Origin of the sequence: Salinibacterium sp. PAMC 21357 (assembly GCF_000247645.1) — a bacterium.
Classification (GTDB): domain Bacteria; phylum Actinomycetota; class Actinomycetes; order Actinomycetales; family Microbacteriaceae; genus Rhodoglobus.
The window spans coordinates 157,919-171,420 of record NZ_AHWA01000005.1 but is presented as its reverse complement, the minus strand read 5'-3'; the positions used below and the strand labels follow the sequence as shown (position 1 = coordinate 171,420).

The window sequence follows — 13,502 nt, the reverse complement described above, 5'->3', positions numbered from 1 at the left end:
GCTTCACGCAGAGATTATCTCGGTTCTGTGCTTCTCCCGACTCGACGCGAGAAGCACGATAGCGGTTTAGGGTTGTGAAGTGAACGTTGCCCCGCTACTCGACTTGCTGCTCATTGCGCTGCTCGTGGGCTACATCATTTATGGCATCACCATTGGACTCACGCGAAGCTTCTTCGTCATCACGGGCGTCGTCGTCGGAGTGGTCGCCGCGGTATTGCTCGCGCCGATGATCTCGAGCTCAATTGCCTATCCTCGGGTTCGCGTCGCCGTTACCATTGCCGCCGCAATAGGTCTGATCACGATCGGTCACGCTATTGGCGCCGCCATCGCGCGAGCACTGCGTGAAGAGCTAAAAACGAGTCGGCTCCGCCACATCGATCGAGCCGCCGGTGGCGCCGCGATCGGTGTTCTTGCTGCGCTGATTATTTCGACCGTAAGTTTCAGCGCAGCGCAATTGGGATCTCCTGTGCTGTCGCGCACTATTGCTGGTTCGACGGTTATCGGCGCGATTCAGGATTTGACGCCCCTCGACGTTGAAGTTCGCATCGCGCAGCTGCGCACCGCCCTTACTGACACCGGGATGCCGTTCTTCAGTTCCGAATTGGGGGTTGGGAACGCAGAAGTACCGAGTATCGATACCGATAGCGTGCCGCTCGCAGCAGCGGCCGAGTCCGTCGTGCGCATTACCGGCAATGCGTACGCCTGTGGCCAAGCACAAACAGGAACCGGTTTCGTCGTCGCCGACGAGCGAGTTGTCACCAACGCCCACGTCGTTGCGGGCACCGAAAGGCCTGTTATCGAGGCACTCAACGGCCAAGTGCTCACCGGAACAATCGTGTACTTTGACGCACAAGACGACCTCGCGATAATCGCGGTTCCCGGTCTTAGCCCCGATCCGCTGCGCATGGGAGTCACTGCTCGCCCTGGCGCCAGCACCGCCATAGAGGGCTACCCGTTCGGCGGCCCGATCACGGTCGATGCGGCACTGGTGCAACACGTCAGCACCGCTGACAGCCCTAATATTTATGGGGTTGGCGCTTTTCCCCGGGAGGTTTACACGCTCGCGGGTCAGGTCAATCCGGGAAACTCCGGTGGGCCGCTGCTCACTTTGGATGGCGACGTCGTCGGGGCTGTCTTCGCCCGGAGCGCCGATCAAGACAACGTCGGCTATGCAATGACGCTCACCGAGCTGCAGCCAGTCGTCGATGAAGCGGCCGCACTGACAAACACCGTATCGAGCGGCGCCTGTATCCCCGGTTAGTCGTTAGTCGTCGCGCTCGAAGCGAAGCGTTTCGAAGGATCCGGGGTCGCCGGGGCATGCATCCGCTGATCCTTCAGCGACCGTCGTGAACGCAAACCACCGCCAGTCATCACCCAACTTTTTGGCTACACCGCGGGGAACAGTGAAGCGCACAGTCTCGCCATCGACCTCGGCGCTGTCGGTCTCCATATCGTCACTCTTGTCGCGATCAAAATCGTGCGAGGTTGCGCCGTCAACTTCACCATCGGCGAGCTCTACAGAGAATTGGTAGGCGCGATCATCGTCGGTGGGTTCTGCATAAATGCCCAATTGGGCGAAACCGCTAGGAACGGATGTTGTTAGCGTGATCTCGACGTCAAGATCACCACGCTCAGTCTCGGCGATTGTCACTTCGTCGATGTCGAGAGCACTTGTCTCGGCCGTGTAATCCACGCAGTGCTCGCCTGTCGACTCTGTCGTCGGTGCGACGATCGACGATTCGGGATTAGCTGGGACCTCGTGATCGCTGGCTGACGCTGTGGCGCTCGGAACCGGAGGTTGCGAGCGGTCAGCCGGAGATGTCGACGCGGCTAAGGTAATCACAATCGTGACAATGACAGCGAACACCAGCAAGGCGACAACCGCCACGATGACAGGAACCACCGCGACGCGGCGATGCATGGGCTCTAGCGGAGGCTCTGAAGTCACCCCGACACGCTAGCAGGCTCCCGTGAGCGCTCTCGCGCCTGAAGGATGCCTGTCACTATGAGCAGCTGCCCGACAACGTACAGCGTCATAATGACGGAATCCGAGTTTCACCACGTTCTTGTCGGCGCAAACAACGCCCAAGCGAGCGAGGTGTCGGAGAGCAAGAAGAGCGTTCCACCCCACCACCCCACGAGCAGTAAGGCCGCCAGGGGAATCCGACGAGTTCGAACTGTGCGAACGAAAATTGTGAAGTACACCACATGGCATAACAGGAACGCTGCCAGACCAATGACAAAGCTCGAACTACTGGCATCTGAGACAAACACATCGCCAATCCAGGCGAACGACAACGCTGCAAGCACTGCGATCTCCGCGGTTCCGAAACTACGACGTTGTGAACCGACAACGACCACCATGAGCAGCGGCATCAGCAGCAGCAGTTTTGTCACGTGCGCAACATCATCCGCCCCGAGCACGAGACTGAGGATGTGCACCGCCGACACCGCTAAATAGGGAACCAACCAGCGTGCACCGGAACGGGCCTTTGCGTAGTCGTCATTAGCGCGATTGCGGCAGATTATCGTTACGCCGTCGCCGTCTCGCTGCGGCGCGGGCGCGCTCGCGACCCGCAGCAACACTCAGCGTGAAAACGACACCGATCGCCGCTCCCAAAGAGTTCGAAAGAATATCGCGCGCATCAGATACTCGCGAGGGAATAAACTGCTGCACCCACTCAATGCCGACCGTCAGCCCGATCGCAAGCCCAAGCGCTAGCCACCACAGCCGCTTGCCCACCAGCAGAACGAAGAACAGCCCAACCGGAACAAAAAGGCCAATATTTGCCACAAACTCGAGGTCGTTAAAGGTCAGCCACTGGGTTGCCGAAAACTGATCTAGATACAGGGCGAGCTGCCAGAGCGGGCCATCACGTTGATCCGGAGCCTGCGGGCTCAGTGTTAGCCACGCCACAACGGCGAGATATCCGAATGTGGCGGCGCTGAGGTATGGATGACGCCGAAACATTCATCCATGGTGCACTACACACCCAGTGAAAGCTCTCGACTCGCTAACAACTCAGGATGAATTGACGACAAGTGACGTCAAGATCGACACCAAAACCCACACCCACAAAAATGTTGCCGACAGGGCTGCGACAACCCAGAAAAAACGACGCACCGCTGCCGAGCGCACCTCGTGATGGATTCGCACGAAAGCTCGGGTCAAATTTCGCGCCTTGCGTGCAGCCTGTTGAGGCTGCGGCCACGTCTGGTTCAGTTCGGCAACTGCAGAGATTTGCGCGACATCCGCACCAGAGAGCACCGCTGGAGAAGAGAGTAGCCACTGCTCAAGCTGCATTGAGGTGAGCACATGAACATCGTCTGGCGCCTGCAACACCGCGACCTTCGTTGGTTCCACCAAAACGAGTACCCCCGTCACAGTGACGGGGGTTTCCGTCGCGGCTGTTAATGCCGCTGAGACAGTTCGTGCAGCCGCCCTAGCGTCGAGAATTCCCCTGTCGACGCTCTTGGAGATGACGATCTCATCGCCATTGACGGCAACCTCTCCACCCTGACAGTTGCGAACCACACAGGCGAAAACCCCGGCTCGACCCACCGCAAAGTGGTCAAGCGATGAGGCGCCAAGGGGCACCCCGTGCAATACATCCCAACTATGCCCGAGCCGATCAAGAATTGAACCGACCAGAAGCTCGCCGACAGCGCCGCGATAGTGCGCTTTACCTTCTGCGGCGAGAGGCGATGCGCCGAAGATGCGCGCCAGTCGGCGTCGCGGCGCACGATGCGATTGCGCCTCGATTACCGCGGCCATAGCTGATTGTCCAGCGATCCGGCCGCGAAGATCATGATTCTGCGGCACGCAGACCCTCCAGCTCTCACACGCACCAAGATGCATGCAGAAATACGTTGGGCCGGAGGCTCCCCCGCCTCCGGCCCGACTCGTGGCGAAGAATCGCTCCCGAGTGAAGGTTCCTCCCCCGAGGAATAACTTCTAGATACATACTGCCCAACCTGAGAATCTCCCGAAACCCCCACTATTGGGCATACCCGAGTGGGGGTGAACAGCCAAGAGCACCCCTATTACGGTTCGGGAATACCTTCCGGAAGCCCCTCGGATGCCACGATGCTCAGTCGTTGCGTTGGCCGCGTCATCGCCACATAGAGCGCAGCAGCACCCCGGGCGATCTCGCTAACGATGCGTTGCGGCTCGACGACAATGACCGAGTCAAACTCCAGCCCCTTCGACTCGCGAGGCGTCAACACAGCAATCGGTCGATTGAGACCAGCCGCGCCTTCACCCACCTCGTTCGCAAATTCGCGCGTGAGCGCATCCAGGATGTCAGCAGTGAGTGACTCGCTCACAATGACAGCGATCGTGCCCTCAGACGAAATAGCGCGATCGGCGCGCACAGCGTCAACAACACTCGACGCACGGTTTTGCGCCGATGCCACAGTAACCGCCACAGGCCAGGGACTTTCACGCACTGCACGCGACGGCGTAATCGAGACCGCATGGGCGAGCGCCATTGCCTCAGCAACCGCAACAATCTGTGATGGCGTGCGGTAGTTGACAGTGAGTTCCTCCAGGCGCCACGAGCTGCCAACGTGAGCAGCGAGCGCCGTGTCCCAGCGAGTCGTGGCCGCAGCAGCACTGGCTTGAGCAACATCCCCCACAATCGTGAACGACTTCAGCGGGTTACGACGACCTAAAAGTCTCCACTGCATCGGTGACAGCTCCTGCGCCTCATCGACAACGATGTGACCGTACGCCCACGAGCGATCAGCGGCAGCAATATCGGCCGTTGATGCCCGATCTACCCTCACCTCAAACCCGTCAGCCAAAGTCTCGGCATCGATCATGCCTTCGACGCCCATGTTCTCGATGGCGGCGGCGGCGTTCTCGAGGTCGCGCTTGCGCTGCTGAGCATGCTCCTGCTCCGCCGCCGTGTGAGCGACATCCACTTCTCCGAGCCATTCCGCAGCTTCATCGAGCATCGCAACGTCACTGATCGTGAACGGCGTATCGCGCTCGCGCAGCAACAGCTGCCTCTCGTCGGGCGTCCAGCGCGGCGTCAGGCTGCGCAACCACATCGGCCGGGCATAGAGGTCGTTGATGAGCTTCTCGGGCGAGAGCGGCATCCACGCAGTATTGAGCGCGACCTTAACGTCATGCGCGGTGCGAACATCTTCACGCAACCACTTCTGATCGGAGTCGTCAATCGTGTTGCCGTGCGAACGGAGTTGGTCAGCGAGCATCCTGCTCAGAGCAGAGATCGCGGCCTTGTTGAATGAAATGCGAGCTACATTGTGAGGTTTGTGGGAGTCCCACGCTTTTTGCATGGCGCGTCGAATCAGGTCGGCAGGGACATCCAGAATCTCGCCGTTGATCTCCATTCGCCGAGTCTCGGTAGGAACCACCTGGCGCGAACGAACGGCCCTCCGAATCAGAGCAGCCATCTCCAGCGAGCCTTTCAGGCTCGCGACTGCATCATTATCTTCGCGGCGAGCATCCACCCCAGGGAACAGTTGCCCGAGGCTCGCAAGCACAACACCGGTCTCGCCGAGCGACGGCAGAACGGCCTCGATGTACCGCAAGAATGAACGCGAGGGACCAACGATCAACACACCGGATGTCGACAAGCGTTCACGATGCGAATAGAGCAGGTAGGCAGCGCGGTGTAGCGCCACCGCTGTCTTTCCGGTACCCGGCCCACCCTGAACTACAAGCGCGCCGCTGAGCTCGGAACGAATGATGGCATCTTGCTCCGCCTGAATCGTTGCGACGATGTCGCCCATCCGTCCAGTACGTTCTGCCGTGAGACTCGCCATGAGAGCTGCCTCACCCTGAAGTGAAACCGCGTCGTTCTCAAGAATTTCGGAGTCAAAGATCTCATCGTCGATGCGCACGATATCGCGACCGCTGCTCTGCAAGTGGCGCCGAGCTCGTGCACCGAGAGGGGTCGCTGCGGTTGCCTGATAGAAAGCACGCGCTTGAGGAACGCGCCAATCGAGTAGTAGCGGTATCTGGTCGTCATCTCGAAGACCAATGCGGCCGATGTAGCGCAGGACGCGCTCGCTACTCTCGTCATCCGGCTCTAGCTCTAGGCGCCCGAAGGCAAGTCGCTCGTCGATTTCCCGCAATTGACCAACACGGTCTTCATAGATGCGAGCGAACGCATCTCGTTCAGATCGGTTCTGGTGAGTACCGCCGGGGGCGCTGCGCCGAACCGACTCAAGTTGCTGTTGCGCGGCATCTCGAAGGGAATCGAGGCGGCGATAGAGGCCGTGAACGTACTCTCGTTCCCGTTCAAGCTCACTCGATGACATCCGGGGTCCTCTCCAAATTGCGACCTCCAATCGTACGCCGTTTTTGACTATGAATTCGCCGCTGCCCTATTGCGCTCAGCGAAACATGGTGGCACGCTGAAAGCAGTAACACTCATCGCTCACCAGAGTCGCAGGCAGTGCCGCACCGGTGGGCGATGAGTCTGTTAACGGGCAACCCCTTACGATGGGCGCATGCTTCGTTCTATTGACTACTCCGGTCTGATCTACCCGGTCGACGCTCACGATGTCACAGAATTTCGCACCAACCGCCGGGACTGGTTCGGCTATTCGCAGTTCTCGACGGCCGTAAAAGTTGTTTTCGTCTCCGCTATTGCCGTGCTCTTTGTCATCGTCATCGGCACTCAGGTAGCGGGCTCACTTGCCAGTGTCGTTCGAACAGCACAGGCCGAAGGCTCACTTCTTCCCGCGATCCCGGCCGCACTCTTTTTCGTGATCACATTGGCCGTCACGGGGTTTTCCCTAGTGGTGGGGATCCGGGTGTGGCGGCGCCGCGGCAGTTCGTGGCAACGCTACTATCGCATGAACAAATTTGCCGAAGATAACGCGCTCACCTTCGCACCCCGCGACACCGCGATCAGCTATCCCGGCCTGATCTTCGGTCACGGCAGCAGCAAATCAGTTCGCAACCGCTTTCGTAGTAGTGAGGGTCGCGCGCTCGACTACGGCAACTTCAGCTATGTCACTGGCTCGGGCAAGAACCGCCGAACGCACAACTGGGGTTACTTGGCTCTCGAACTAGACCGAGCACTCCCCCACATGGTGCTCGATGCTGTCTCGAACAACCAACTGTTTGGTGTCACCAACCTTCCGCAGTCGTTCGCAAAGAACCAGGTACTGAAGTTGGAGGGTGACTTCAACTCCCACTTCACGTTGTACTGTCCGCGTGAGTATGAGCGTGACGCCCTCTACGTGTTCACGCCCGACCTGATGGCCCTCCTTATCGACCACGCGGCGCCCTACGATGTGGAAGTCATCGACAACTGGTTGCTGGTTTATTCGATCAAAGAGTTTGACCTAGTAGACCCCGCCCAACATCGTCGACTGCTGGGCATCGCAGACACCGTTGGCACGAAGGCATTGCGGCAATCACGCAACTACGCCGACGAACGGATCGGCGATTACAGCGTGAACCTTGTCGCACCTCAGGGCCAACGCCTCAAAAACGGGGCTTCGATCACCACTGCAGTGATGGTCAGCCTCGTCGCAGCGTTCTGGATAGCGCAGTTTGCGTTTCGGACGTTCGCCTAACGGCTAAGCAGACGGATGAGGTGCCCCGGTGAGAGCGTGACGCGCCTCGACGATTGCACCAAGCAGCACCGCCTCGTCGGTGGTTGCGCTGATCTGGTCTCGGCCCGTGATGATTCGCTGACGGGCAAATGCGAGACGTGTCGCATCCTGAATATAGGCCTTCATCGCAGCGCGCTTATTGTGTTGCGTCGCCCACGTCATTGCTTGCCGACGCCCGCTCGCGGTTGCAAGCACTGGCACCTCATCGTGGTTGAACCAGCCAGCATTCGCATACTCTGCGAGCCTGTCGAAGGTGAGTTTCGCCTCTTGCTTGCGAAGGTAGAGAACGATCACGATCGCGACCACGAATAGCGGAAACTGCACGATGGCGTAATAGCCGAAGAAGTCGCTGACGAAGTACAACGCTCCATTCCAGAGAGCGTGGAGAGCAATCGCCAGCGCCAATCCGACAGCAAAAATCCCTACTGCTTTTGGCCGGCTAGTCGAGCGCACCGCGAATCCCAGCGCGATCCCCGTGCAGGCAGTAAACATGACATGGGCGAATGGCGACATTAGCCCGCGCACAAGGAACATCTGAAGCAAGAATGCACCTTCACCGTCGACCTTGACGAGTTCGGACCCGAAGTACAAAATGTTCTCCGTAAACGCGAAGCCGCCGGCGATCCACGCGGCGTACACCAGCCCATCGATCGGGCCATCAAAGTGTCGACGAGCGGCCCAGTAGATGACAAGGATGCCCAGCGCCTTTCCTGCTTCTTCAACAACAGGAGCTTGTACCGCCGAAGCGAAGAATGCGTAGGCCGGTCCTGGGCCGCCGAGCGACGCGACGACGTTCTCAATTTCTGCGCCCACAATCAGAGCTAGCAGCACCGCAACCCCTGCACCCCAGAGGAACGCAAAGACAACCGCCAAGCGCGGCTCTGGCTCCCAGCGATCGATCCAACGAACGGTGAAGAAAACAACCGCAAGGGGAACGACTGCCAAAACGCCCCCGACCGCGAACGCATCGGTTCCAATGGCCGAAATCACGTAGACAGCGACAAAGAGAGAGACGAAAGAGAGAGCCACTACTCCGATGATGCCGAGCACAACGAGTCCAGGGCCGCGACGCGGCGGCGGTCCCAAGTGCAACTGATTCTGTTGCGCTTCGCTGGCGACCTCGGCCGGCGCATTCATCGGCTGCTGAATCGCACCCCCTGCGGATGCGGTGAACTCGGGAGTCGCAGAAGGTGGTTCGCTCGCGGTCATGTGAAGAACCCTAGCGTGCGAGGAGTGGCTCCCCGGGGAGATCTATTGCTCGGCTTGTTGCTCGCGCAGAATGCTCAAGGCACGCGTGACTCGGTCGCCGAGACCGGCGACTCGCTTCTTGGATGACCGTTCGGCTTCCACGATGAGGCTCATGAGTTCGCCGCGATACACGTCCTGCGTCGAGCGAACCGAAATGCCCAAAGCAAGAGATGCCCGAGCCGCCATTACCCCAACGATGACGCTCGCAAGAACAGTCAAGAGTGAGATCGCAACACCCCACGATGGCGATGTTCCTGCCGCCACCTCGGCGATTGCAACAACGACCACCGCGATTGACAGCACCGGCGCGATAAGACGATGAGGGGAACGCAGGCTCAACCGCAGTACCGCGGCCGCGTTCGTCGCATCTAACTTTTGGTGACTCTGCGAGGCGGTATCGATCGCGGTCACACGTAGTCGAAACTCATCGACCTGATCTTGATGGATGCGCAATCCCGTCGATTCGATGAGTTCGTCGCGAACCAGTCGATAGCTATCAGAGGGAGGGCGCACTGCGACAACAGCGATTATCGCGACAACTGCCACGGCCACAACGACAGTTCCGAGCGCAATCAGGATCGCGGCCGGTATCTGCGCCGGGAGAGCAAAGAATAGGCGCGTGCTCCAGTCCGCAGCGATCGTCAACGCCACTATGCCCACGCCGGCGGTGGGCACTATCCACGCGACGGGGTGCAGTCGCAACCGGGTACGAACACCGCGAGCGAGCCGGAGATGATCGAAGCGTGCGGTTGCGTAGTCCGCCAATTGCGTTGAGAACGCAATCAGCCAGACGGCCACAAGAAAGGTCAGAACTGTCCACGAAGATTCCACGGTGCGACTGTAGTCGCTCTCGCCGCATTACGAACGGCCTACCGCACGAAACCCGAGCAGAAGCCTCAGCGAGGTGATGTCTGATTTCCGCTGGTCAGCGGGGCTCGATGGTGGCAACCTTGAGTCATGCCAGTGACCACTCTAAGTTTCGACGAACAATATAGAGCACTCTGCGCACGAGATGCTCGGTTCGATGGGCAATTTATCGCCGGCGTGCACTCCACGGGAATCTACTGCCGCCCCAGCTGCCCCGCCGTAGCCCCGAAACCCCGAAACGTACGGTTTTACCGAACCGCCGCCGCCGCCCACGAAGCCGGTTTGCGTGCGTGTAAGCGGTGCCAACCGGATGCGGTGCCTGGCTCCCCCGACTGGAACCTCAGTGATGATCTTGCCTCGCGAGCAATGCGGCTCATCGGCGACGGTGTCGTCGAACGTGAAGGTGTCTCTGGATTGGCCGCCCGGCTGGGGTACACCAGTCGTCATCTCACGCGGGTTCTCTCAGCAGAGCTCGGAGCCGGGCCCCTTGCTCTCGCCCGGGCGCACAGGGCACAGGCGGCACGCACTCTTCTTAGCGCGACAGCGCTCAGCGTTTCGGACGTCGCGTTCGCTGCCGGCTTTTCGAGCATCCGCCAATTCAATGACACCATTCAGGCCGTCTACGAAACCACGCCATCTCAGTTGCGAACGTTAGCGAGACGAGGTGGCTCCGCTCATCCGCACCTCGGTAATGAACGACCATCAACATTGACGCTCAAACTCCCCACTCGCGCGCCATTCGATGGGCCCGGGCTCATGACTTTCTTCGCCCATCACGCTGTCGATGGCATCGAGACGGCGACAGAGTCGAGCCTTGAACGGGCACTGCGCCTTCCCGGCGGGGTCGCGACTGTGCGACTGCAGCTTATTGACCAGGGCATCGTCTGCACGGCACAATTAGCCACCATTTCGGATGTCGCACCGCTTGTGTCTCGCGTGCGACGCCTTTTCGATCTCGACGCCGATTCACACGCCATTGACCGCGCGTTGGCCTCCGACCCCGCACTGGCCGCGTCAGTGGCCCGGGTACCCGGAATGCGGCTCCCGGGAAGCGTCGACACCGAAGAGACCCTATTTCGCACATTGATTGGTCAGCAGATCTCGGTCGCAGCAGCGCGAACGGTACACGCCCGTGTTGCTCGCGAGCTAGGCAGCGACGGCCTGTTCCCTACCGCTGCCCAGATTGTCGTGTCAGGGCGCGACGTGCTTCGGGGGCCGCGAACTCGCGTCGAGAGCATTCTTGCGGTCGCCGACGCCCTCGCCACCGGCGAACTCAACCTCGATGTAGCGACGCCTGTCAACGAATTCACAGCAAAGCTTGTCGCCCTGCCCGGCATCGGCCCCTGGACCGCGGGCTACATGGCCATGCGCGTTCTGGGAAACCCCGACACAATGCTCAGTAGCGACCTCGTCGTTCGCCAAGGCGCTGGCGAATTAGGGCTGCCGACCACAGCATCCGCGTTGACGCAGTACGCATCGCGCTGGGCACCGTGGCGCAGCTACGCGTGCATGCATTTGTGGCGATCGCTCCCCGCACAGGTGGAGCGAAAGCCGACGTCACCGTAGGCTGGGCACATGAACGCAAGACTGTTGATTCTCGGATTCGGTATCGCCGTTGGCTACGTGGTTGGCGCACGCGCTGGGCGCGAACGCTACGACCAAATGAAGGGCAAAGCTACTGAGCTTTGGGAGAGCCCTCGGGTGTCGCACGCCCGCACTTCGGTCGAGGACTATGCGCGAACGCAGGCTCCAATTTTGCGAGATAAGGCCGAAGCGGTGGTGAAAGCAACCCCCGGTTTTGTCACCGAAACGGCGAAGGATGTTTCCGACCATGCCCGCGAGTTTGCTGGGTCGGCGCGCGAGACCGCCATCGATTTTGCGCACTCCGCGAAAGTTTCCGCTCAGGAGCTCACCGACAACGCTGTGGCGTCGGCGAAGGAACTCGCTGACCGTGCTGCGGCGACCGCACGCGGCGCTGTCGGACGCGTAACCGAGACGGCCGACGACGTGCGCGACAACGCCACCAAGACAGCCGCAGAGATCCGCGAGCGAGGTGAGAGCGCCATCGATCGCGCCTTCACCACCGCCGGAATGGCCAGAGACGAGGCGCTTGCCTCTCTCGATGATGACGATGACGACGAGCCCGAAAACACCACAACGGCCTCACAGAAGTAGCGTCCGCGCCCGTCACAGGCGCGCTTAACCGAAAAAGCCCGCTAACTCCTCACAACGAGGGGTTAGCGGGCTTTCGTGTTCTTCGGAGCCTACTTTTCTTCTTCTAGCCACGGAAGAGAAATGGCGGCGGTCATCGGCGAAACACCACTCAAGCGTTCCGGCGTGAGCACACGAGCCACATCTTCTTCTTTCATCAGCCCGGCAGAAACGACAAGCTGCGCAATTGACGCGTTCGTCGTGAGCGCTGTGTGGGCCAGTGTGGCTGCTGCTGCGTACCCGATGTATGGCGTGAGCGCCGTAACCACACCAACGCTTGATTCGACCTGCGCCGCAAGTCGTTCTTCGTTGGCGGTGATGCCATCGATGCAGTTTTCGCGCAACGTGCGGCACGCATTCGTCATCCACGACAGCGACTGAAGCAGCGAATGGGCAATGACAGGTTCGAAAGCGTTGAGTTGCAGCTGGCCCCCTTCGGCAGCCGCCGTCACCGTGGCGTCTGCACCAATGACGCTGAAGGCGACCTGGTTGACGACCTCGGGGATAACCGGGTTGACCTTGCCAGGCATGATCGAGGAACCCGCCTGCTTAGCGGGAAGGTTGATCTCACCGAAACCTGCTTGCGGGCCACTCGAGAGCAAGCGGAGGTCGTTGCAAATCTTGGAGAGCTTGACTGCAGAGCGCTTGAGAATTCCGCTGAGCGACATGAAGATTCCGACATCGCTCGTGGCTTCGATCAGGTCGAAAGCGGTTTTCATTTCGATGCCAGTGGCTTCGGTCAAGTGACGCCGAACTGCCTCGGCATACCGGGAATCAGCGGTAATCCCTGTTCCGATTGCGGTAGCCCCCATGTTGATCTCGCTCATGAACGGCAAGACATCGGTAAGGCGGGCGTGGTCTTCTTCTAGCGTGTGCGCAAAGCCCGTGAATTCTTGACCAAGCGTCATGGGAACCGCGTCTTGCATCTGCGTGCGGCCGATTTTGAGAATCTTGACGAACTCGCGCCCCTTGTTAGCAAAGGAGGCCGACAACTGCTCGTGTTCAGCTAGCAACCGGTGAACACCAAATACCATCGCGAGTTTGATCGCCGTCGGGTAGACATCGTTCGTACTCTGGCTGCGGTTAACGTCGTCAATGGGGTGAAGGAAGGAGTATTCCCCCTTCTGGTGCCCCAATATCTCGAGGGCGCGGTTGGCGATTACCTCGTTGGCGTTCATATTCGTTGAGGTGCCAGCGCCACCCTGGATTACACCGACACAGAACTCTGCGTGCAGTGCTCCGTCGAGGATCTCTTGGCAGGCGGCATCGATGGCGTGCGCCTTCTTGGATTCCAGCACACCGAGCTCGGCATTGGCGCGCGCGGCAGCCTGCTTGATGTGGGCCAGTGCGCGCACAAGATCAGGGTAAACAGAGATCGCGCGTCTCGTGATCGGAAAGTTCTGCATTGCGCGAAGAGTGTGTACTCCCCAATAGGCGTCTGCAGGAATTTCTAAGGATCCGAGCGAATCGGATTCGATGCGGGTTGCGGTCTTCTGCGAAGAAGCGTTGCTCAACTGTTGGTTCTCATCTCCGTTGACGGTTGGCACGACAAAACATGCGTGTCACTCACACCCTCA

General features: G+C 59.8%; 12 protein-coding genes. 4 read left to right on the top strand and 8 right to left on the bottom strand.

Translation table 11 applies throughout. The annotated features are described in order from the left end of the window. Positions 1-79 precede the first annotated feature (79 nt). Entirely contained in the window at positions 80-1,261 is a 1,182-nt protein-coding gene (locus ON14_RS11050) for a MarP family serine protease (protein ID WP_010205159.1), read from the top strand. Between the two features lie 3 nt (positions 1,262-1,264). Here ON14_RS11050 and ON14_RS11045 read toward each other — a convergent pair whose 3' ends face one another. From ON14_RS11045 to ON14_RS11025, 5 genes are all read right to left on the bottom strand, one after another. Beyond that, positions 1,265-1,948: a hypothetical protein gene (locus ON14_RS11045; protein WP_141630045.1), complete on the bottom strand. Its 684-nt coding sequence runs from the start codon at positions 1,946-1,948 to the stop codon at positions 1,265-1,267. A gap of 107 nt (positions 1,949-2,055) precedes the next feature. Next, positions 2,056-2,442: a lysoplasmalogenase family protein gene (locus ON14_RS11040; protein WP_010205157.1), complete on the bottom strand. Its 387-nt coding sequence runs from the start codon at positions 2,440-2,442 to the stop codon at positions 2,056-2,058. 64 nt (positions 2,443-2,506) lie between these two features. Next, positions 2,507-2,971 (bottom strand): VanZ family protein, encoded by a 465-nt coding sequence (locus ON14_RS11035; RefSeq protein WP_010205156.1) that lies wholly within the window; start codon positions 2,969-2,971, stop codon positions 2,507-2,509. Positions 2,972-3,022: 51 nt separating this feature from the next. Then, positions 3,023-3,823: an NERD domain-containing protein gene (locus tag ON14_RS11030; RefSeq protein ID WP_202800947.1), complete on the bottom strand. Its 801-nt coding sequence runs from the start codon at positions 3,821-3,823 to the stop codon at positions 3,023-3,025. A 221-nt stretch (positions 3,824-4,044) separates the two neighbouring features. Then, a complete protein-coding gene (locus tag ON14_RS11025; protein WP_010205154.1) occupies positions 4,045-6,291 on the bottom strand; it encodes a HelD family protein in 2,247 nt (748 codons plus the stop codon). A 192-nt stretch (positions 6,292-6,483) separates the two neighbouring features. On the opposite strand from ON14_RS11025, the gene ON14_RS11020 reads away from it, so the two are divergent. Beyond that, complete coding sequence (locus ON14_RS11020; protein ID WP_010205153.1) at positions 6,484-7,560, top strand: hypothetical protein; 1,077 nt, start codon at positions 6,484-6,486, stop codon at positions 7,558-7,560. Between the two features lie 3 nt (positions 7,561-7,563). Here ON14_RS11020 and ON14_RS11015 read toward each other — a convergent pair whose 3' ends face one another. Then, positions 7,564-8,808, bottom strand: coding sequence for a PrsW family intramembrane metalloprotease (locus tag ON14_RS11015; RefSeq protein ID WP_010205152.1), 1,245 nt, complete (start codon positions 8,806-8,808; stop codon positions 7,564-7,566). A gap of 42 nt (positions 8,809-8,850) precedes the next feature. Then, entirely contained in the window at positions 8,851-9,678 is an 828-nt protein-coding gene (locus ON14_RS11010; protein ID WP_010205151.1) for a hypothetical protein, read from the bottom strand. 126 nt (positions 9,679-9,804) lie between these two features. On the opposite strand from ON14_RS11010, the gene ON14_RS11005 reads away from it, so the two are divergent. Both ON14_RS11005 and ON14_RS11000 read left to right on the top strand, forming a co-directional pair. After that, a complete protein-coding gene (locus ON14_RS11005) occupies positions 9,805-11,280 on the top strand; it encodes a DNA-3-methyladenine glycosylase 2 family protein (protein WP_026037681.1) in 1,476 nt (491 codons plus the stop codon). A gap of 9 nt (positions 11,281-11,289) precedes the next feature. Further along, positions 11,290-11,889 (top strand): hypothetical protein, encoded by a 600-nt coding sequence (locus ON14_RS11000; protein WP_010205149.1) that lies wholly within the window; start codon positions 11,290-11,292, stop codon positions 11,887-11,889. Positions 11,890-11,978: 89 nt separating this feature from the next. Here the strand turns inward: ON14_RS11000 and ON14_RS10995 are convergent, their stop codons facing one another. Beyond that, complete coding sequence (locus ON14_RS10995; protein ID WP_026037680.1) at positions 11,979-13,439, bottom strand: aspartate ammonia-lyase; 1,461 nt, start codon at positions 13,437-13,439, stop codon at positions 11,979-11,981. Positions 13,440-13,502: the final 63 nt, after the last annotated feature.